19 protein-coding genes are annotated in these 21,033 nt (G+C 69.7%); 17 read left to right on the top strand and 2 right to left on the bottom strand.

The window, feature by feature from the left end; translation table 11 throughout:
- Nucleotides 1-29: 29 nt before the first annotated feature.
- Complete coding sequence (locus tag JW364_RS10455; protein ID WP_058252634.1) at nucleotides 30-890, bottom strand: hypothetical protein; 861 nt, start codon at nucleotides 888-890, stop codon at nucleotides 30-32.
- Between the two features lie 54 nt (nucleotides 891-944).
- Between JW364_RS10455 and JW364_RS10450 the strand changes: the two genes are divergently transcribed.
- From JW364_RS10450 to JW364_RS10400, 11 genes are all read left to right on the top strand, one after another.
- Complete coding sequence (locus tag JW364_RS10450; protein WP_171011611.1) at nucleotides 945-1,922, top strand: Ppx/GppA phosphatase family protein; 978 nt, start codon at nucleotides 945-947, stop codon at nucleotides 1,920-1,922.
- Nucleotides 1,923-1,976: 54 nt separating this feature from the next.
- Complete coding sequence (locus JW364_RS10445; RefSeq protein WP_205334082.1) at nucleotides 1,977-3,767, top strand: hypothetical protein; 1,791 nt, start codon at nucleotides 1,977-1,979, stop codon at nucleotides 3,765-3,767.
- A gap of 52 nt (nucleotides 3,768-3,819) precedes the next feature.
- A complete protein-coding gene (locus tag JW364_RS10440) occupies nucleotides 3,820-4,722 on the top strand; it encodes a sugar phosphate isomerase/epimerase (RefSeq protein ID WP_058252637.1) in 903 nt (300 codons plus the stop codon).
- Nucleotides 4,723-4,760: 38 nt separating this feature from the next.
- Entirely contained in the window at nucleotides 4,761-5,618 is an 858-nt protein-coding gene (locus tag JW364_RS10435) for a thioesterase family protein (RefSeq protein WP_058252638.1), read from the top strand.
- A 6-nt stretch (nucleotides 5,619-5,624) separates the two neighbouring features.
- Nucleotides 5,625-6,485, top strand: a complete 861-nt coding sequence (gene proC / locus JW364_RS10430; protein WP_065629198.1) for a pyrroline-5-carboxylate reductase — start codon at nucleotides 5,625-5,627, stop codon at nucleotides 6,483-6,485.
- A 188-nt stretch (nucleotides 6,486-6,673) separates the two neighbouring features.
- Nucleotides 6,674-6,907, top strand: coding sequence for a helix-turn-helix domain-containing protein (locus tag JW364_RS10425; protein ID WP_004019963.1), 234 nt, complete (start codon nucleotides 6,674-6,676; stop codon nucleotides 6,905-6,907).
- 293 nt (nucleotides 6,908-7,200) lie between these two features.
- Nucleotides 7,201-7,302, top strand: coding sequence for a 30S ribosomal protein bS22 (locus tag JW364_RS10420; protein ID WP_003402602.1), 102 nt, complete (start codon nucleotides 7,201-7,203; stop codon nucleotides 7,300-7,302).
- Between the two features lie 97 nt (nucleotides 7,303-7,399).
- Nucleotides 7,400-8,452 (top strand): NAD-dependent epimerase/dehydratase family protein, encoded by a 1,053-nt coding sequence (locus tag JW364_RS10415; protein ID WP_065629199.1) that lies wholly within the window; start codon nucleotides 7,400-7,402, stop codon nucleotides 8,450-8,452.
- A gap of 192 nt (nucleotides 8,453-8,644) precedes the next feature.
- On the top strand, nucleotides 8,645-9,817 hold the full coding sequence (locus tag JW364_RS10410; protein ID WP_189340042.1) for a lysophospholipid acyltransferase family protein: 1,173 nt from the start codon (nucleotides 8,645-8,647) through the stop codon (nucleotides 9,815-9,817).
- 71 nt (nucleotides 9,818-9,888) lie between these two features.
- Entirely contained in the window at nucleotides 9,889-11,052 is a 1,164-nt protein-coding gene (locus JW364_RS10405) for a zinc-binding dehydrogenase (RefSeq protein ID WP_137809731.1), read from the top strand.
- A gap of 410 nt (nucleotides 11,053-11,462) precedes the next feature.
- On the top strand, nucleotides 11,463-13,124 hold the full coding sequence (locus JW364_RS10400; RefSeq protein WP_165630532.1) for an HNH endonuclease signature motif containing protein: 1,662 nt from the start codon (nucleotides 11,463-11,465) through the stop codon (nucleotides 13,122-13,124).
- Nucleotides 13,125-13,160: 36 nt separating this feature from the next.
- Here the strand turns inward: JW364_RS10400 and JW364_RS10395 are convergent, their stop codons facing one another.
- Nucleotides 13,161-14,288, bottom strand: a complete 1,128-nt coding sequence (locus JW364_RS10395) for an HAD family phosphatase (RefSeq protein WP_165630531.1) — start codon at nucleotides 14,286-14,288, stop codon at nucleotides 13,161-13,163.
- A 180-nt stretch (nucleotides 14,289-14,468) separates the two neighbouring features.
- On the opposite strand from JW364_RS10395, the gene JW364_RS10390 reads away from it, so the two are divergent.
- From JW364_RS10390 to hemB, 6 genes are all read left to right on the top strand, one after another.
- A complete protein-coding gene (locus JW364_RS10390; protein ID WP_137809730.1) occupies nucleotides 14,469-14,723 on the top strand; it encodes a glutaredoxin family protein in 255 nt (84 codons plus the stop codon).
- Between the two features lie 150 nt (nucleotides 14,724-14,873).
- Nucleotides 14,874-15,680, top strand: a complete 807-nt coding sequence (locus tag JW364_RS10385; protein ID WP_137809729.1) for a redox-sensing transcriptional repressor Rex — start codon at nucleotides 14,874-14,876, stop codon at nucleotides 15,678-15,680.
- On the top strand, nucleotides 15,677-17,056 hold the full coding sequence (locus JW364_RS10380) for a glutamyl-tRNA reductase (protein WP_205334469.1): 1,380 nt from the start codon (nucleotides 15,677-15,679) through the stop codon (nucleotides 17,054-17,056). The genes JW364_RS10385 and JW364_RS10380 overlap by 4 nt, the downstream gene beginning before the upstream one ends.
- Nucleotides 17,053-17,997: a hydroxymethylbilane synthase gene (gene hemC / locus JW364_RS10375; protein WP_065629205.1), complete on the top strand. Its 945-nt coding sequence runs from the start codon at nucleotides 17,053-17,055 to the stop codon at nucleotides 17,995-17,997. The genes JW364_RS10380 and hemC overlap by 4 nt, the downstream gene beginning before the upstream one ends.
- Nucleotides 17,998-18,046: 49 nt before the next feature.
- Entirely contained in the window at nucleotides 18,047-19,738 is a 1,692-nt protein-coding gene (locus JW364_RS10370) for a bifunctional uroporphyrinogen-III C-methyltransferase/uroporphyrinogen-III synthase (protein WP_205334470.1), read from the top strand.
- Between the two features lie 154 nt (nucleotides 19,739-19,892).
- The gene (gene hemB / locus JW364_RS10365) at nucleotides 19,893-20,870 is read left to right on the top strand and encodes a porphobilinogen synthase (RefSeq protein WP_205334471.1); all 978 of its coding nucleotides are present in this window, start codon (nucleotides 19,893-19,895) and stop codon (nucleotides 20,868-20,870) included.
- Nucleotides 20,871-21,033 lie beyond the last annotated feature (163 nt).

Genomic DNA, 21,033 nt, shown 5'->3' with positions numbered 1-21,033 from the left:
GCCGGCCGGGCCGCGGCGCCCCGGGGGGGCTACTCCGGGGGCTGCAGCTCGTATTTGACGTCGGTCTCGCGGCGCTCGGTCGCGGCCTGCGTCGCCGGGTGGATCGCGATGAGCCCCAGCCCGTTCCGGCGCCGGCAGGCCGCTGCCAGCGCCGCATAGGCGGCCTCGCCGAGCAGCGCGGTGAGCTCGGGTGCGTACGACTCCCACACCTGCTTGGCCCCGATGTGGACGTCGGGGGAACCCGAGCAGTACCACTTCAGATCGTGGCCACCCTCGCCCCAGCCACGCCGGTCGAATTCGGTGATCGTCGTCTGGAGCACCTGGGTGCCGTCGGGGCGTTCGATCCAGTCCTGCTCACGACGGATGGGCAGCTGCCAGCACACGTCGGGTTTGACCGTGAGCGGTTCGAGTCCCTTGCGCAGCGCCATCGAGTGCAGCGCGCATCCGACGCCGCCGGAGAAACCGGGTCGGTTCAGAAAGATGCACGCGCCCTTGTGGAGTCGCGTCTTCAGGGCGGGCTCGTCGTCGAGGTCGCTCTCCTCGAGGTACCCCTTCGGGCCGACCGGGTCCTTGCCGGAGCCCTTCTTGTAGAACTGCCAGTCCTCGGGCGTCAGCATCGCGACGCCGCGGGCGAGGGTCTTGCGATCGTCCTTGTCGGACAGATACGCGCCGTGACTGCAGCACCCGTCGGTCTCCCGGCCCGGGAGGATGCCCTGACATGCGGGTGTGCCGAACACACACGTCCAGTGCGAGAGCAGCCAGGTGAGATCGGCCCGGATGACGTGCTCGGGGTCGGCGGGATCGGCGAATTCGTACCATTCGCGCGGAAAGTCGAGTTCGACCTCCGGCGCGGGATCGATGCGAGGCGCGGACGGCGAAATGGCGGTCACCTTTACACGGTAGCCGGGATCGGGCGGTGCAGGCGGCTGCACTACCGTTGACCCGTGCGCTTAGGAGTCCTCGACGTGGGCAGCAACACAGTCCACCTCCTGGTGGTCGACGCCCATCGTGGCGGTCACCCCACCCCGATGAGTTCGACCAAGGCGGTCCTGCGCCTGGCCGAACAGATTGACGCCGACGGCCGGATGAGTGATCGCGCCGTCGCCAAGCTCATCGAGTCGATCGACGAGTTCACCCACATCGCCCGGACGTCCGGTTGCGAGCAGATGATGGCGTTCGCGACGTCGGCCGTGCGCGATGCGACGAACTCCGACGACCTGCTCGACGAGATCGAGCAGCGGACCGGGGTGCGCGTGCTCGTCCTGTCGGGGCGCGACGAGGCCCGGTTGACGTCGCTGGCGGTGCGCCGCTGGCGTGGCTGGAGCGCCGGCCGCATCCTCGCTCTCGACATCGGCGGCGGCTCCCTGGAGATGTCGAACGGCGTCGACGAGGAACCCGACGTCGCGCTGTCACTGCCGCTGGGGGCCGGACGACTCACCCGCGAGTGGCTGCCCGACGATCCGCCGGACCGGCGGCGGGTCGGCGTGCTGCGCGACTGGCTCGACGCCGAACTCCGCGCACCGGCGGCCCAACTGCTCGCACCCGGTGCGCCGGATCTGTGCGTCGGCACGTCGAAGACCTTCCGGAGCCTGGCCCGGCTGACCGGCGCGGCGCCGTCGAGTGCCGGACCGCGGGTGCGCCGCGAACTGACGACGAGCGGGCTTCGCCAGCTCATCTCCTTCATCTCCCGCATGACCAAGGCCGATCGCGCCGAACTCGAGGGCGTCAGCTCGGACCGGGCGGGCCAGCTGGTCGCCGGGGCGCTGGTCGCCGAGGCGGCGATGCGCGCGTTGCAAGTCGATACACTGGAAATCTGTCCGTGGGCACTCCGGGAAGGTGTGATCCTGCGCCGACTCGACGCGGAGCAGGCCGACGCGCTGGAGCCGACACCGGTGCAGGGCGTTCGCGAGGGCGTCGGCTGACACCCTGGTAGACCCGGACCCAAACGTTCGAGAACGAGGACGGAGAGCCACTACATGCCGAAGGATTCGGAGCCCGAATCCCGACCCATCTCGGTGTCGGAACTTCTCGCCCGCTCGCAGGGGTCCCAGGGGGACTCGCCGGCACGTACCCGTGACGGCCGCGGCCGCCGACGCGCCGGCCGGGACGGATCGTTCTCGGTGTCCGAGCTGACCGGCGAGATCCCGAAGGTCGCAGACGCGGGAGAGGGTTCCGCGGCGCCCGCGGCCCGGCCCGAGCCGGCTGCCCGGCCCGAACCCGCAACCCGGCCCGAACCCGCAACCCGGCCCGAGCCGGCTGCCCCACCAGCGAGCACCGCGCCTGCAAAGACGGCGGCCCCGGAGACGGCGGCCCCGGAGAAGGCAGCTCCGGAGAAGACTGCTGCGGAGAACGGTGCCCCGGAGCGGGACACGACCCCGCGGAACCGTCCGGCCGCGGCCGCCGCGCCGTTCCCGCGTTCGACGAACCCGGTCCCGCGCCGCCCGGCCGACGATCAGCCCGTCGTCGACCGGCCGCGCGCCGACCAGCAGCACCAGGCACGGCCGGGTAACCGCACCGCCAGCGGGATGCCCGGTTACGGCCAGGGAGCCGTCCCGCCGATGTCGACGCGCGACTTCAGCTCCGAGGCGGTGGCACGTCGCCTCGGGCAGACGCCGCCGCGAGATTCCGCTCCCGTCGACCAGGAGTCGGCGAACGCCGTCACCGGCATCATCCCGGTGGTGGGTGAGAACGGGTCGGATCTTTCGGTCGTCGACTCCGACGACGTGGTCACCTACGACCTGACCGAGGTCGATGCGGGAACCGACGGCCCCCGCGAGCGCGGCGACGGCGGGTTCTCCGAGGTCATGGACTTCGACGCCTATCGCAACTTCGCCGACGTGGAGAGTGGGAACGACGGGCCGGGGGGCAAGGGCCGGTCCGGGGGCCCGGCCCGCAAGATCGGGGCGTCGAAGAAGACGGGGCCGTCGGGTGTCGTCGGGTTCGCGCGAAAGCTCTTCGGCGGCAAGAACCGGGACCGGAACGACCCCGATCGCCACACCGACGACCACCCGGACGCACACACCGACGGCGACGAGTCGACGCACGACTGGGCAGCCACCGCGGCCGCCGCCGCGACCGCGGGTGGGACGACGGCGGCGATCGCCGCGGCGCACCCCGAGACCCATGACGCCGACGGTCGGTGGACCGGCTCGGACGAGACCGAGAGTCTCCAGACCGCAGGCCGCCCCACCGACGACCACCCGACCGAGGCCATCGAACCGATCGAGTCCACTTCCGAGGGCGACGAGGACCGGGTCGACCTGGTGAAGGAGCGCGAGCCGGAGGATCCCGCCGAGCCCGAGGGCCCGGCGGAGTTCGATGCCCTGAACGACACCACGGACATCGACGAGACCTCCGATGACGACGCCGATCCCGACTCGGCAGCCGCCACGGCGGAGCACGCCGGCCAGGACGTCGTGCATTCGGCCGCGGACGCGGAGTCCGCCGAGCGGACCGGCACCGTCGACACACCGGCACCGGACGGTCGGGCGACCGACGACGCCGAGGAGTCGCCGGTGAAGGCCTGGCTGGTGTTGTTCGGACAGGCGATCGTCGGCCTCGCGGTCGGCGTCGGCCTGTTCTGGGGTTTCACCGAACTGTGGCGATGGAATCCGTACTTCGCGCTGGTGCTCGCGGTCCTGGTGATCTTCGGCATCGTGACGCTGTCGCATGTGGTCCGGCGCACCAAGGACCTGCCGACGACGCTGCTCGCGCTCGGCGTGGGTCTGCTGGTCACCATCGGGCCGCTGGTGTTGTTGGCCGCGTGAGCCGGTGTGAACCGATGAACCCGTCGGGAGCGGAGCGAAGCGGGCGGACCGGATGAGACCCGACCTCCCGCGTCCGTCCGCCGAGATCCCGATCGGTCTGTCGACGGCGTCGGTCTATCCCCAGAACACCGAGGCGGCCTTCGCCTACGCCGCCGAACTGGGCTTCGACGGCGTCGAGTTGATGGTGTGGGGTGACGCTCTGAGCCAGGACATCCGGCGGGTCGAGTACCTGTCGGACCACTACCAGGTTCCGGTGCTGTCGATCCACGCCCCGTGTCTGCTCATCACCCAGCGGGTGTGGGGACGCGACCCGGTCGTGAAGCTGGCCCGTGCGGTGGAGGCGGCCGAGGATCTCGGTGCGTCGACCGTCGTCGTGCATCCGCCGTTCCGGTGGCAGCGTGGCTACGTCGCCGCCTTCGACGATCTCGTCGACGAACTCGAGGCGGACAGCGGGGTCGCGGTCGCCGTTGAGAACATGTTCCCCATGCGCGCCGACCGGCTGTTCGGCGCAGGGGAGCCCTCGGTCCGGCGACTCAGCAAGCGCGGCGGTGGTCCCGGTCTGGCGGCATCGGCGTTCGGCAAGTCGATCGATCCGACCGATGACGGCTACGCGCACTACACGCTCGATCTCTCGCACACCGCGACCGCCGGCGTCGACGCCCTCGCTCTTCTCGACCGGATGGGCTCGCGCCTCAACCACCTGCATCTCGCCGACGGCAACGGTGCCGCCACCGACGAGCACCTGATCCCCGGTGACGGGGCGCAGCCTTGCGCCGAGGTGTGCCGGCGCATCGCGGCGAGCGACTTCGCCGGGGCGGTTGTGCTCGAGGTCACCACGGGGAGCGCGCGCACCAAACCCGAGCGCAGCGCGCTGCTGGCCCGTTCGCTAGATTTTGCGCGGCGGCATCTCAAACGGGAGCTGCACCCCGAGCCCACCGGCCAGTTGAGCAGCTGATTCGTCGGGGGACGGGTCTCCTCGACGAAGGCGGGACGATGACCAGCAAGATCACCCAGGTGCAGGAGCTGACCGAGGTCGACCGTGGCGGTCCGGACTCGATCACCCTGCGGGCGCACATCGACGAGACGTTCACGATCGGCCCCAAGGTGCACGGCGGCACGCTGCAGATGGTGGTCGCGAAGGCGGCCCGGACCGCGCTGACCGCGCTCACGCCGGACGGCGACCGGCTCGCCGAGTCGGCGGCCGCGATGATCCCGGTGGCGATCTCCAGCGACTACCTCACCGCTCCCGATGCCGCGGACGTCGACCTGGTGATCAGTGTGCGCAAGCGCGGACGCACCGTCACGGTCCTGTCGGTCGACGCCGTGCAACTCGGTCGGACCGTGGTGTCCTCGTCGGTGACGATGGCGCGTCCCGACAGCGGCCGGCCGCACCACTCCGGCCCCACGGTCCTCGACTCCGTGCCCGTGGAACCGTCGTCGACCGGCATCCCGCTCGACGGTTCGCCCATCGCCGAGGTCAACCACCTCGGCGCCGCCATCGACCTGGTCCTCGACTCGGAGACGTTCCCCGTCGTCCGCGGCGAGACCGGCGAGCCGCTCGTCCGCGGGTGGATTCGGCCGAAGGGCGTCGAACCCGACGAGTACTTCACGGTCCTGGTCGGAGACATCTCGCCCCCGGTCGTCATGAACCTGGCGCTGTTCGGGTGGGCGCCCACGGTGCAGCTGACCACCTACGTCCGGCGCCATCCCGCGCCCGGCTGGCTGCGTTTCGCCGCGACGAGTTCCGAGGTCGGCCCCGGGATGTTCGAGGAGGACCACCTCGTGGTGGACTCGACCGGGACCGTCGTCGCACAGTCCCGTCAGCTCGCCCTCATCCCCGCAGGAAGGTAGACATCCGTGTCCGAACGCATCGCCATCATCGGCGGAGGCAAGATCGGTGAGGCACTGCTCGCCGGTCTGATCGGTGCAGGCACCCCCACCAAGGACCTCGTCGTCGCCGAGCGGGTGGAGAGCCGCGCCGCCGAGATCGCCGAGGAGTACGGCGTGCTGGTCACCGACGTCAAGAGCGCGGCCGAGTCGGCGCAGTATGTGTTCCTGGCGATCAAGCCCGACGACGTCGACTCGATCCTGCGCATCCTCGCCTCGGCGGAGGACAATGCGGAATCCGAGCGAGTGACCGTGACCCTGGTGGCCGGCCTGCCCCTGTCGCGCTACGAGAGCGCGCTGCAGGCCGGGTCGCCCGTCATCCGGGTCATGCCCAACACCCCGATGCTCGTCAACGAGGCGATGTCGGCGGTCTCGGCCGGCCGGTACGTCGGCGACGAACAGCTGCAGGCGGTGGTCAAGATTCTGCAGACGGTCGGCCGGGTGACGGTTGTGCCGGAGAAGCAGATGGACGCGGTCACCGCGGTGTCCGGTTCCGGTCCGGCCTACGTTTTCCTGCTCGCCGAGGCGATGATCGACGCCGGCGTCGGCTTGGGGCTCACCCGTGCCCAGGCCTCGGAGATGGCGGTGCAGACCATTCGCGGCGCGGGCATCCTGCTGAGCGACTCGGGGCTGTCCGCGGTCGACCTGCGTGCGGCCGTCACCTCGCCCGGCGGAACCACCGCCGAGGCGATCCGGGAGTTCGAGGCCAACGGTCTGCGGCACGCGGTCTACCAGGCGACTCGTGCCTGCGCGGCCGCCAGCGCCCGCGGCGGACGTCGAGTGGAAGTCGAGGGTTTGGCGCAGGGACACGCCGTCACCGACACCCCATGAATTGTGGTCGAACGGCCGACAAACCCCAGCATGTTGGGGTCGAGTCACAGGAATCTCAGAAATACCGGTCTCTCACGTCGCTTTTTTCACATCTGCCACGCTAAGCTTCTTTAAGCACGTGCGTGTCTGATGTCCGCAGGAGGGGAAGCCTGCGGCCGCGACGCGTGCACCGGAGGTATGAGTGATCCATGGCACCTGCAGACACTCCTGGTGACAGGACAGGCGCAGTGAGCAACGCGGCTTCGGCGTCGCAGTTCCTCACCGTCGCCGAGGTTGCATCGTTGATGCGCGTTTCGAAGATGACCGTCTACCGTCTCGTCCACAACGGCGAACTGCCCGCGGTTCGGGTCGGACGCTCGTTCCGTGTGCACGCGAAAGCGGTCCACGACTACCTGGAGACGTCGTACTTCGACGCCGGCTGATCCGGCTTTCGCACCACGCCTGAACAGCAGTTTCTTCGAAAGGTCTCCGTGACCGGCCCACGCCGGTCACGGGGCCTTTTGCGTGTGGGCGTCCCCCGCCGCCGCTCGTCGCCCATCGCGATTTCCCGATCCGGCGTGCCGCCCGGTAGGCTCGGTGGTCGCGTACCTGGATGCGCCGGTGAGTCCTACGTGACGCACCGCCGCTCGTCGCTTCGCTCCCGGCGCCGTACCCGGCTGAAGTGCTGACCAGGGCCGAACAAGTACATCAGTGTCAATCGTGAGGAAGCGCCCCGATGGGTTCAGTGATCAAGAAGCGCCGCAAGCGCATGTCGAAGAAGAAGCACCGTAAGTTGCTGCGTCGGACCCGGGTGCAGCGTCGCAAACTCGGTAAATAGGCTTTTCTTCGGCATCAGGACCCGCTACGGCGGGTCCTTTTGTCGTCCCGGGCCTCCTCGGTGCGCCGGAACGCCCGACTGGCGATAGCCTCGGGGCATGGCCGAATCCACCTCCGCACCGCCCAGGGTGGTCCTGGTCACCGGGGCGTCGACCTTCCTCGGCGGCTACCTGGTGGCCCGTCTCGCGGCCAATCCGGACATCGAGAAGGTGCTCGCCGTGGACTCGCGGGTGCCGCGCAAGGATCTCCTCCGCCGGATGGGGCGAGCGGAGTTCCTCCGGGTGGACATCCGGCGTCCCACGATCGCGAAGGCGCTCGCCGCCTATGACGTGGACACGGTCGTCCACGCCGCGACGTCGATCGCCGACACCGCCCCGCACTCCGCTGCGATCAAGGAGTTCAACCTCGTCGGGGCGATGCAGGTGTGCGCGGCCTGCCAGCGCACACCATCGGTGAAGCGTCTCGTGCTGCGTTCCACCGCCATGGTGTACGGCGCGGGCAGCCGCGATCCGTCGCACTTCGCCGAGGAGACGCGCGCTCCCCGGGAGCCGAAGCGGGGATACGGTCGAGATCTACTCGACGTCGAGGGTTACGTCCGCGGTCTCGGCCGTCGTCGTCAGGACATCGACATCACCATCGTCCGCCCGCAGGCCATGTTGGGTCCGCGCATCACCACCCGGATGAGTTCGTACCTCTCCCTGCCGGTCGTGCCGACGGTGATCGGATTCCAGCCGCGACTGCAGTTCCTGCACGAGGAGGATGCGCTCGCGGCGATGGAGCACGTCACCCTCGCCGGGAAGGTCGGCACCTACAACATCTCGGGCGAGGGCGTGGTGACGCTCACGCAGGCGATCCGACGCGTCGGGCACATCGAACTGCCTGTTCCGAGCAGTCTGCTGGCGCCGATCGCGGGGGTGTTCCAGGACCTGCGGTCGGCGAAGCTGCGGTCGTCGCAGACGGAGTTCCTCACCTACGGCCGGGTGCTCGACACGACCCGCATGCGGACCGAACTCGGCTTCGTCCCGCGGTACACGACGCTGGAGACGTTGGACGACTTCATCGAACGCAGCGGGGTGACGCCGGTGATCGGGTCCGATTCGTGGAGATCGTTCGAGCGACGGGTCGTGTCGGCCGCCCACCAGTTGCAGTGAAATTCAGGGTCATGATGGCGGCGAAGTCGCCGTGAGCATGCGCAACGTGGGTGCAACCTCTAGGCTTGGACGCCAGACCCACATCGCGCCCAGCGCTCCTACGCCGCGACTCGTTCGCCTCGGCGGTCCGAGTGCCGGCAGCAACCCGAGCCCAGACCCGGCCCGGATTTCGAACCCAGGACTCAGCTAGGGGTGAGCACTTTGGCAGGTGGCGGAGCGACAGATGCACGTACCGCGAAAGTCATTCAGCTCTACACATCGCCGACGGGTCCCGATGCCCGGGGTGTCCGGGAGTCGGGTCGCCGACGCCATCCGAGTCAGCAGGTCGGTCGTGAACGATCGAAAAGCGCGGCGGCGCAACGGGGATCGACGCTCGGACACCCCAACACCGATGGGTTCGGACGCGCGCCCGCGCAGGTGACCCCGATCAGCGACGAGATCACCCTTCCCGACGAGGTGCTGGGCGTCGAACATCGCGGTCCGTCGAAATCGAGTCCGCTGTTCAGCCTGGGCGGTCTGCGCGGCGCGGTCGCCGACACCCTCACCTCGACCGCCGGGTTCATCCGGGAACGGATGGCGGGGGAGTACGAGGTCGACGAGTTCGGATTCGATCCCCACTTCACCGAGTCGGTGTGGTTCCCGGCGATCCGGCAGGTCTACGAGAAGTGGTTCCGCGTCGAGGTCACCGGTGTGGAGAACCTGCCGCGCGAGGGTGGGGCGCTCCTGGTCGCCAACCACGCGGGCACGATCCCGGTCGACGCCGTGATCACCTCCCTGGCCGTGCGCGACAACCATCCGGAGGGCCGGTACCTGCGGGTCCTGGCCGCCGACATGGCCTTCGACACGCCGGGCGTCAGTGAGGTCGCGCGGCGGATCGGTGCGACGCTGGCGTGCAACTCCGACGCCGACCGTCTCCTGCGCGCGGGTGAGCTGACCGCGGTCTGGCCCGAGGGGTACAAGGGCATCGGCAAGCTGTACAAGGACCGCTACAAGCTCCAGCGGTTCGGCCGCGGCGGATTCGTGACGACCGCGCTGCGCAATGCTGCGCCGATCATCCCGGTGTCGATCGTCGGCTCCGAGGAGATCTACCCGATGCTCGCCGACCTCAAGCCGCTCGCCAAGATCCTCGGCCTGCCGTACTTCCCGGTGACCCCGCTGTTCCCGTGGCTCGGGCCGCTGGGCATGGTGCCGTTGCCGTCGAAGTGGCACATCCACTTCGGCCGGCCCATCGAGACCGGCTCCTACGACGAGGCGTCCGCCGACGACCCGATGGTGGTCTTCGATCTCACCGACCACGTGCGCGAAGAGATCCAGCAGACCCTCTTCCGGATGCTGAGCCGGCGCGGAAGCGTCTACTTCGGCTGAGCTCGGTGTCGCGCGGGGGCGTGGCGCGCGTTCGACGCCCGTTCCGGTCCGTCAGCTGATACTCATGGAGCATGCGTGCAGTCGTGTGCCGGCAGGGCGAGCTGACGGTCGAGGAGATCCCCACCCCGGAGCCCGGCAAGGGTCAGGTACTGCTCCGCGTTCTCCGCGCGGGCATCTGTGGTTCGGACCTGCACGCCCGGGTCCATGCCGATGCCACGGCGCAGGTGTCCGCCGAGGTCGGCTACGACGCATTCATGCGATCCGGGCAGTCGGTGGTCATGGGACACGAGTTCGCCGGCGAGGTGGTCTCCTACGGGCCCGGTTGCCGTAAACGCTGGTCTCCCGGGACCCCGGTGGTGTCGGTCCCGATGATCCGGCACGGCGCCGACGCCCACCTGACCGGACTGTCGGAGTCCGCGCCGGGCGGGTACGCCCAGTTCGTCCTGGTGTCGGAGGACATGACCTTCGAGATCCCGGAGAACCTGCCCGCCGAGCATGCTGCGCTGACCGAGCCGATGGCCGTCGCCCATCACGCGGTCCGACGCGGGGAGGTGGGACGCCGGGATGTCGCGGTCGTCGTGGGTTGCGGCCCGATCGGGCTGGCCGTCATCACGATGCTGAAGGCCGACGGAGTTCGCACGGTCATCGCGAGCGACCCGTCACCCGGCCGCCGGGTGCTGGCTCATCGCGTGGGGGCCGACATCGTCGTCGACCCGACGGTGTCGTCGCCGTTCGAGCGATGTGCCGAGGTCGGCAAGTACATCACTCGCGCCCAGGATCTGCTGGGCGCGGCGTTCGATGCCATGCGGACCCTGCGGCGGATTCCGCTGGCGCCATGGTCCTCGGTCTTCCGCATGGCCGACCGGCTGGGTGCCACGCCGAAGGGCCCTGTCGTCTTCGAATGTGTGGGGACGCCCGGGATGATCGAGCACGTCGTGTCCGAGGCGCCGTTCCGGTCGCGGATCGTCGTGGTCGGGGTGTGCATGGAACCCGACACCTTCCGCCCGGCGATGGCACTCAACAAGGAACACGAGTTGCGGTTCGTGTTCGCCTACGACCCCGCCGAGTTCCACGACACGCTGCACATGATGGCCGACGGCAAGGTCGACGTCGCACCGCTGATCACCGCGACGGTCGGTCTCGACGGCGTGGGAGCGGCATTCGATGCCCTCGGCGGCGCCGAACACCACGCCAAGGTCCTCATCGACCCGATGAGTGAGGTGGACTCGCTGTAGGACCGGGGCGACACGGTGCGGTGGCCGAATCTAGTTGTCACAGTGGGTTGTTTACCGTGCGTCGAAGTCCGTCGACGGTGCGGCCCTGCCCGCTGGTTGAGCCGGCCCCGAGCCGCTAGGCGAGTCGCCCACCCCCGCTGGTTGAGCCGGCGCCCCCCTCCGCTGGTTGAGCCGGCAACGAGCCGCTAGGCGAGTCGCCGTGTCGAAACCACCTGGCGACCCGACGATCTCAGCCACCACCGACCCGGACGGCACCATACCGCAACGCCCAGCGCACATTTCGTCTACGACGATGTCATCTGCTGTGGAGACTCATCCAGGTTTTGTCGGTGGTCGGGTTTAGATTGGTTGGTAACAGCTCACCCAGCTCGGGGCGGGTGACGAAACCGGCGTCGAGGGGCGTTGTGCGGGTGTGGACCGATCTACCGGGCGAGTTCGTCGCCGGGGTCGATCCTGCCCACGCCGCCGAGACCGACATGGTCATGTTGATGGCCGGCCTCGACGCCACCCGACGCGGCGAGTCCTATCTCACCTGGCACCGCTATCAGACGATCGCGGCGATGACCGACCGCCTGATCACCACCAGCGCGTCCGGGTTCGTGATGGACGGCCACGCCGACTGCGTCGCCCGCATCGCCCGCCAAGCCGGGGTGTCGCGCCGGCACGCCGAAACCCTGATCGACGAGGCCATCGCACTGCGGGATCGGCTCCCCGAGGTTGCGGACACGTTGCGTGACGGGGTCCTGTCGCAGTGGCAGATCCGGTTGGTCATCTCCCGCACCGAGCTGATCCCCGCCGATGACCCGATCACCCCCGCGTTGGATGCCGAGATCGCCGATACTGTGCGCCGCCGTAAGGGTGTGTGGGATCGGGCGCGGTTGCGGGACATGGTCGACCGCCTGGTCTTCCGCCACGACCCCGATGCGGTGCGGCAACGCCGCAAAGACGCGATGGATCAGCGTGGGGTGTGGACCCACGAACTGCCCGACGGCACCGCCGAACTCACCGCGGTGATGTCGGCGGAGAACGTGCGGATCTCGGCCAAAGCCGTCGCCATCCTCGCCGACTCGGTCTGTCAGCGGGATGGCCGCACCCAGGGGATACGACGATCCGATGCGATGTTCGCGCTGTTGACCCGCACCAGCTTCGACTGCCAGTGCGACGATGAACAGCCGTGCACCGCCGACATCCCGGACCCGCAAAGCGTCCTCGACGCGGTCCGCGCCGAGGTCGTGATCCATGTCGTCACCGATGCCTCCACCCTGGCCGGAGCACCCGGGGTCGGGTTCCTCGACGAACACGGCATCATCAGCGACGAACACGTCCGTGACCTCGCCGCCCGCCCGGACGCCACCCTCACCCCGGTCACCCCCGCCCGCACCCAACCCACCTACGTCGCCGGCAGCAACAATGATGACCAGCGGCGGACCGCGCAACGCCCGGCACCAGCCGAGGACACCCGCGCCGACAGCGAGAATCATTCCACCGCAACCCACTTCGGCGACTCGGCCGATGCCACCGCGCTATCGGTCGCAGTGGTCTACCCGGCAACCCATCCCGGCAACGGGTACCGGCCCACCACGTCGTGTGCTGATTTCGTACGCGTCCGGGACGGATATTGCACCGAACCCGGCTGCACCCGTTCAGCGTTCGCGTGCGATCTCGACCACGTCACCGAGTACGACCACACCGACCCCGCCCGCGGTGGAGCGACGTCGAGTGAGAACCTCAACGCCAAATGCCGTCCCGGTCACCTGTTCAAAACCCACGGGGACTGGGTCGATGTGCAGTACCGCGACGACGACGGCCGTCTGGTCACCGAGTACGAGACCCCCGAAGGGGTCACCCTGCCCGGCGACGCCGAAACGCTGGAAGACACCTTCCCCAACCTGCGGCGGATCCGGTTCGAACAAGCCGCCCAAGCCCCACCCACACCACGCGTCATCGCCGCCGACAATCCGGAGCGCACGCACAGCCGACTGGACGCCAAACTGGCCCGCCGGCGACAAGAACGCGCCCGAAACAAGCGAGCCCGCGAAGAACTCGACCGCCTCGGCCCACCGCCCTTCTGATCCGGGGAGTTAGGGCCGGCAGCGTCGCAGGAACGATCAGCGCTGCCGGAGGAACCGCGCCGCGGCCGCGGCCCCACCGCCCGCGGCGCCGAGCACGATTGCGGTGCCGGCGCCGTACTTGGCGGCCTTGCGCGCGGTACGGAAGTCGTACATCTCCCAGCCGCGGACCTTGGCGACGTCGCGCAGGTCGGTGTCGGGGTTGATCGCCACCGCGCGGCCGACGAGCGACAGCATCGGTACGTCGTTATGTGAATCCGAGTACGCCGTACAGCGTTTCAGGTTGAGCCCCTCGCGGATCGCGAGCGCGCGCACCGCATGGGCCTTACCGGGGCCGTGCAGGATGTCGCCGACGAGCCGCCCGGTGAAGACCCCGTCGACGCTCTCGGCGACGGTGCCCAGCGCACCGGTCAACCCCAGCCGGTCGGCGATGGTCTGCGCGAGTTCGACGGGTGTCGCGGTCACCAGCCAGACCTGCTGTCCGGCATCGAGGTGACGCTGTGCCAACGCCCGCGTACCCGGCCAGATCTTGTCCGCGATGTAGTCGTCGAAGATCTCCTCGCCGAGCTCGACGAGTTCGGAGGTCGGCTTGCCCGCGATGAACGACAACGCCTTCTCCCGGCCCTCCGCGACGTCGCGCGCATTCTCCTTGCCGGTGATCCGGAACTTCGCCTGCGTCCACGCGAAATCCATGATGTCGCCGTAGGTGAAGTACTTCCGCGCGGCGAGACCGCGAGCGAAGTGCACGATCGACGCGCCCTGGACCAGGGTGTTGTCGACGTCGAAGAAGGCGGCGGCGGTGAGGTCGCGGCGGGGTTCGCCCGGGATCTCGGCCGTCGGGCGCGAACGCAGCGAGTCGACGGCGGCCTTCGCGCTCGCCTCACCGGCCAGCGTCTGGCGGAGTTCGTGCGCGGTCTGCCGGAAGCGGCCGGTCGCGGCGGTCGCCCGCTGGGAGATCCAGGTGGTGACCCGGTTGGTCTCGTCGTCGACGAGTTCGTGGAGTTCGGCGTCCTCGTCGAAGTCGTCGGTGAACTCCACGCTCGCGGCGTGGGCCTCCCAGTCGTCGCCCGTCGGGCCGTCGCCCTGCGTCGGATTCGGCGGGAGAAGTGCGGCGTCGTCGGGCGTCTCGTCGTCCTGCCGGTCTTCCGGGCCCGGGGTCTCGCCCACTGCCCACCTCCCACGCGTAGCGCCAGCACTGCTTGCCGGGTACAGCCTAGTGGTGCGCCTGGGAACCGGGCGACTGGTCTCCGGCGTTCGATCCCCACGCCCGGTGACGGACCGCACACCGTCGGCGGGGGAGGGTCACCCGGCTGATCCCGCGGGCGCTGCGCTGGGAGGATGGTCGGCATGACGGTGGAACTGTTGACCCGTGCGGGGTGCGCGGCGTGCGCGGCGGCCCGCTCCGAACTGACCCGTATCTGCGCCGACATGGGCGTGGGGTTCACCGAGGTCGACGTCGACGAGGCGGCCGAAGGGGGTCGGCCGGACGTGCGCGCCGAGTTCGGCGACCGGCTCCCGGTGGTCCTCCTCGACGGTGACGAGCACAGCTACTGGGAGGTCGACGAACCGCGTCTGCGGGCGGATCTCGCGGCGCGGCGGTGATCGGCGCCCACGTTCGACGAGACGCCTAACACAGCACGGCCGATCCCGAGGGGCCGTGTGAACAGATTCACAGGGAAGCTATATCCTCCCTTGGTCGGGAAGAGTCGGGTCCCGGTGTCTGGTGACGCCGGCAGATGTGTGGGAGTGCGAGTGGGCGCGGAGAGTGCGAAGTCGGCCGACGCCGACCCTCCTGCGTCCGCCGTCCCTCCGGTCGACGACCCCGCCACCGACATCCCCGGTCCCACGGTCGCCCGGTTGGCCACCTACCTGCACGTACTGCGCTCGTTCAGTCGTCGGGGCATCCTGCTGGCGTCGAGCGGCGAGCTCGCGACGGCAGCCGGGGTCAACCCGGCCATCCTGCGCAAGGACCTCTCCTACGTCGGCGCCAACGGCGTGCGCGGCGTCGGATACGACGTCGGCAGGCTGACCGCCCGGATCTCGATGACGCTGCACACCGACAGCATCCACACCGTCGCGCTCGCGGGCGCCGGCTCGCTCGGCCGTGCGCTGCTGTCGCACGCCGGCTTCGGACGCGGCTTCCGGGTCGCCGCGATGTTCGACGCCGATCCGGCCCTGACCGGCGCGGTTCTCGAGCCGGGCGGCCCGCGGGTCGCCCCGCTGACCGACATCGCCGCCGTCTGCGCACAGGTGGTCCCGGCCGTCGAGATCGCGGTGATCGCCACCGCCGACGACGACGCCCGACGCGTCTTCGATGCATTCGTGGCCGCGGGTGTCCGGCAGGTGCTCAACGTCACGCCCGTGTCGCTTCCGGCGGAGTCGGATGTTGTCGTCAGACAAGTTGATCTAGCCTTGGAACTACAGGTGTTGGCTTTCCAGGCCTCTCGCGGGCCGCGCGACGACGTCAAGGAGGCGCGCGAGGCGAAGCCGACGCGGGGGCACCGGGGAAGTGCCGGACACCAGGGAAATGTGATGGGTGAAGAAACGGTGACAGCGTGAGTGTTCTGTTGTTCGGGGTATCGCACCGCAGTGCTCCCGTCGAGGTGCTCGAGCGGTTGGCGGTCTCCGACCACGACCGCCCCAAACTGATCGACGAACTGCTCTCCTCGCGGGCGATCTCCGAAGCCATGCTCGTGTCCACGTGCAACCGCGTGGAGATCTATGCCGTCGTCGACGCCTTCCACCCGGCACTCGAGGCCGTCGGCTCGGTCCTCGGCGACCACTCCGGCATGACCGTCAACGAGATGACCCGCCACGCCTACGTTCGTTACTCCGAGGCCGCCGTCGAGCATCTGTTCACCGTCGCGGCGGGCCTCGACTCGCTCGTCGTCGGCGAGCAGCAGATCCTCGGTCAGATCCGCAACGCCTACCTCAGCGCCGACGCCAACGACTCCGCCGGACGAGTGCTGCACGAGCTGGCGCAGCAGGCGCTGCGGGTCGGCAAGCGCGTGCACACCGAGACCGGGATCGACCGCGCGGGTGCCTCCGTGGTCTCCGTCGCGCTGCACCGTGCCAAGTCGCTGCTCACCGATCCCGCGACGGGCGCGCACCGCCTGCGCCGCGCGGTGGTCGTCGGTGCCGGCGCCATGGGCGGTCTGGCGACCGCGCAGCTGGCCCGTGAGGGCGTGACCGAGATGGTCGTCGTCAACCGGACCGTCGACAAGGCCGACCACCTCGCGGGCAACATCGCCGCCAACCACGGCATCAGCGTCCGCGGCGTCGGGCTCGACGACCTGCCGGAGGCGATGGCCACGGCCGACGTCGTCGTCACGTGTACGGGCGCGATCGGCGCGGTCGTCGGCGTCGGGTCGGTGCACTCGGCGCTCGCGGCCCGTACCGGGGACGCAGCACCGCTCGTCATCTGCGACCTCGGGCTCCCGCGCAACGTCGACCCCGCCGCGGCCCGCCTGCCCGGCGTGCACATCGTCGACATCGAGGGACTGCGCGGCGACTCCGAGACCCAAGCCGCCGAGAATGACACCCTCGCCGCCCGGTCGATTGTCGCCGCCGAGCTCGCCGACTACCTCACGCACCAGCGTCAGGCCGAGGTCACCCCGACCGTCGCGGCCCTGCGCCAGCGCGCGGCCGACGTCGTCGAGGCCGAGATCCTGCGCCTCGAGACCCGCCTGCCCGACCTCGAGGGCGCACAGCGCGACGAGGTCGCCAAGACCGTCCGCCGCGTCGTCGACAAGCTGCTGCACGCACCGACCGTGCGCGTCAAGCAGCTCGCCTCGACCCCCAACGGGGATCACTACGCCGAGGCGCTGCGTGAGCTGTTCGAACTCAAACCCGGTGCAGCCGAAGCGGTTTCGGCTCCCGACCATCTCGGTGGCCTGCCTTCGGGTGAGGCGGCCGGCGATCTGGGTGACCGATGAGCGAACCCTCCACCGCGCCGATCCGGATCGGTACGCGGGGCTCGCTGCTGGCCCGGACCCAGTCGCAGACCATCGCCGACGCCCTGACCGCCGCCGGACATCCCGCCGAACTGGTCATCATCAAGACCGCCGGTGACGCCTCGGCGGCCCCCGTCACCGAGATCGGCGTCGGGGTGTTCACCACGGCGATCCGCGTCGCGCTGCGGAACAACGAGGTCGACGTCGCGGTGCACTCGTACAAGGACCTCCCGACCGCCCCCGAGAACGACCTCACGATCGCGGCCATCCCGCCGCGCGTCGATCCCCGGGATGCGCTGGTCGCACGCGACGGAATGGTGCTCGGCGAACTGCCGCCCGGCTCGGTGATCGGTACCTCGGCCCCGCGGCGGGCCGCGCAGCTTAGAGCACTGGGTCTCGGTTTGGAAATCCGCCCCCTACGAGGCAACCTAGACTCTCGGTTGGGCAAAGTCGCCAGCGGCGAACTCGACGCAGTCGTGGTCGCCCGCGCCGGACTCGTGCGGATCGGACGGACCGACGTGGTCTCCGAGGCGCTCGAACCGGTGGTCATGCTGCCGGCGCCGGCGCAGGGTGCACTCGCTGTGGAGTGCCGCTCAGACGATGCCGAACTGGTGAGAATTCTCGCCGAGTTGGACGACCAGTCCACCCGCGCGGCCATCGAGGCCGAACGGGCGGTACTCGCGGCTCTCGAAGCCGGATGTACCGCACCGGTCGGTGCGATCGCCGAGGTGGTCGAGTCGATCGACGAGGACGGGCGCATCTTCGCCGAACTGTCGTTGCGTGCGGCGGTGGCGGCCGAGGACGGGTCGGACGTGATCCGCGCTTCGGTGGTGGGTCCGGTCGATCGTGCCGTTCAGCTGGGCAAGGACCTCGCCGCCGAACTGCTGGAGCTGGGAGCGGGCGACCTCGTCAACTCTCCCTAGCAGAGAACGAACTGCAGCCCTCGCCGAGAGGGCAGGAGAGTGCGAACCCATGAGCCGTACGAAGAAGGCAAATCCCGGACGGATCCTGTTCGTGGGGTCGGGTCCAGGGGACCCAGACCTGCTCACCGTGCGGGCACGCACCGTGATCACCAACGCGACCACCGCCTACATCGATCCCGATGTACCCGCGCCGGTGGTGTCGCTGATCGGCAGTGCGCATCGCGACGAACCCGCCGCCGATACTCGCCGATCCGCCAAGAAGGCCGATAAGCCCGCTGACGACGCCGCGTCGACGCCCGCCGCATCGGCCGACGATTCGCAGGCCGTCGGTGACGAGGCCGGCGCGGCCGATGCCGGGCAGGCCGACGAGGAGTCGGTGGTCCGACCGGCGCTCGGCGATCCGGCCGAGGTCGCCAAGACCCTCGTGGCCGCGGCCCGCAACGGCGACGACGTCGTGCGCGTGGTCGCCGGCGATCCGCTGACCACCGATTCGGTCCTCGCCGAGGTCAACGCCGTCGCCCGTACGACCGTCACCTTCGAGGTGCTGCCGGGCCTGCCCGCCGCATCCGTGGTCCCGAGCTACGCCGGCATGCCGCTCGGTTCCACCCACACCGAGGCCGACGTGCGCGGCGAGGTCGACTGGGCCGCGCTGGCCGCCGCCCCCGGCCCGCTGGTGCTGCACGCGACATCGGGCCACCTGGCCGAGACCGCCAGCGCGCTCACCGAGCACGGCATGGCCCCCCAGACCCCGGCCGCCATCACCATCAACGGCACCACCTGTGCGCAGCGCACCATCGAGGCCACGCTCGCGACGCTCAACGAGCAGGGCAACGCGCTCACCGGTCCGCTGATCGTCACGGTCGGCAAGGTCGTGGGTGCGCGCGGCAAGCTGTCGTGGTGGGAGTCGCGCGCCCTGTACGGCTGGACCGTCCTGGTGCCGCGGACGAAGGACCAGGCCGGCGACATGAGCGAACGCCTCGTCAGCCACGGTGCGATGCCCAAGGAGGTGCCGACCATCGCGGTCGAGCCGCCGCGGAGCCCCGCGCAGATGGAACGCGCCGTCAAGGGTCTTGTCGACGGGCGGTACCAGTGGGTGGTGTTCACCTCCACCAACGCGGTGCGCGCGGTGTGGGAGAAGTTCGCCGAGTTCGGGCTGGACGCCCGGGCGTTCTCCGGCGTCAAGATCGCCTGCGTCGGTGAGGCCACCGCCGAGAAGGTGCGCTCCTTCGGCATCAACCCCGAACTCGTGCCGTCGGGTGAGCAGAGCTCGCTCGGTCTCCTCGAGGACTTCCCGCCCTACGACGACGTCTTCGACCCGGTGAACCGAGTTCTGTTGCCGCGCGCCGACATCGCGACCGAGACACTGTCCGAGGGACTGCGCGACCGCGGCTGGGAGATCGACGACGTCACCGCGTACCGCACCGTGCGCGCCGCGCCGCCGCCCGCCGAGACCCGCGAGATGATCAAGACCGGTGGTTTCGACGCGGTCTGCTTCACCTCCAGCTCGACCGTGCGCAATCTCGTGGGCATCGCCGGAAAGCCGCACGCGCGCACCATCGTCGCGTGCATCGGACCCAAGACCGCCGAGACCGCAACGGAATTCGGGCTCCGGGTGGATGTTCAGCCGGAGAACGCATCGGTGCTCGAACTCGTCGACGCGCTCGCCGAGCACGCCGCCCGACTTCGGGCCGAGGGCGCACTTCCGCCCCCGCGCAAGAAGTCTCGCCGCTCGCGTTCCTGAGCTGCTCCTGCTCCCTGAGGCGCCGCCCTGAGGTGCGAGGAGCGCAGCGACGAGCCTCGAAGGGTGCGAGGAGCGAAAGCCGAGGCTCCTGCTCCCTGAGGTGCGAGGAGCGATAGCGACGAGCCTCGAAGGGCCCGTGAGACGAAGGAGACCCATGCCACCCGTGATCCGGCCCCGACGACTGCGCACCACCCCGGCCATGCGCCGGCTGGTCGCCGAGACCTCGCTGGAGCCGCGACATCTGGTGCTGCCGATGTTCGTCGCCGACGGCATCGACGACCCGGCTCCGATCTCGTCGATGCCGGGCGTCGTGCAGCACACGATGGATTCGCTGCGGACCGCCGCGGCCGAGGCCGTCGACGCCGGTGTCGGCGGGCTCATGCTGTTCGGGGTGCCGCGCTCCGAGGACAAGGACGCCACCGGGTCGGGTGCGGATGCCGACGACGGAATCCTCAACCGGGCTCTGCGCACCCTCGGTGACGATCTCGGGGACGCCACGGTCCTGATGGCCGACACATGCCTCGACGAGTTCACCGATCACGGGCACTGCGGCGTCGTCGACGGTCGGGGTCGCGTCGACAACGACGAGACCCTCGCACGCTACGTGTCGATGTCCCTGGCCCAGGCGCGGGCGGGTGCGCATCTGCTCGGGCCGAGCGGGATGATGGACGGCCAGGTCGCCACGATCCGGGCCGCCCTCGACGCGGCGGGCTTCACCGACACCGGGATCCTGGCCTACGCCGCGAAGTACGCCTCCGCGTTCTACGGCCCGTTCCGCGAGGCGGTCGGCTCGTCGTTGCAGGGCGACCGGCGCACGTACCAGCAGGACGCGGCCAACCGGGTCGAGGCGCTGCGCGAGGTCCGGCTCGACCTCGAGGAGGGCGCCGACATCGTGATGGTGAAGCCGGCGATGAGTTACCTCGACATCGTGCGCGACGTCGCCGACATGAGTGACGTGCCGGTCGCGGCCTACCAGATCAGCGGTGAGTACTCGATGATCTCCGCCGCCGCCGAACGCGGGTGGATCGATCGCGACGCGGCGATCCTGGAATCGCTGACCGCCATCCGACGGGCCGGTGCGTCGATTGTCCTGACCTACTGGGCGGTCGAGGTGGCGCAGCGCCTGTCCTGACCTGAGCGTGTGGGGCTCGTCGTGCTGCCCGTTCACTAGGAGCCTGCTGAATTAGGGTCCAGCCTGGGTTGAGGTTCCTGCTGCGGGGATGTGTCGGTTCCGGGGTGTGGTCGTGGTGATCGATCTAGGTGGGGCGGCGGTGCCGCGGTTCAGGCGGTGGCCA

Origin of the sequence: Gordonia sp. BP-119 (genome assembly GCF_016924115.1) — a bacterium.
In the GTDB taxonomy this organism is placed as follows: domain Bacteria; phylum Actinomycetota; class Actinomycetes; order Mycobacteriales; family Mycobacteriaceae; genus Gordonia; species Gordonia hongkongensis.
The sequence above is the reverse complement of the archived record's forward strand: the minus strand, read 5'-3'. Positions and strand labels throughout refer to the sequence as shown.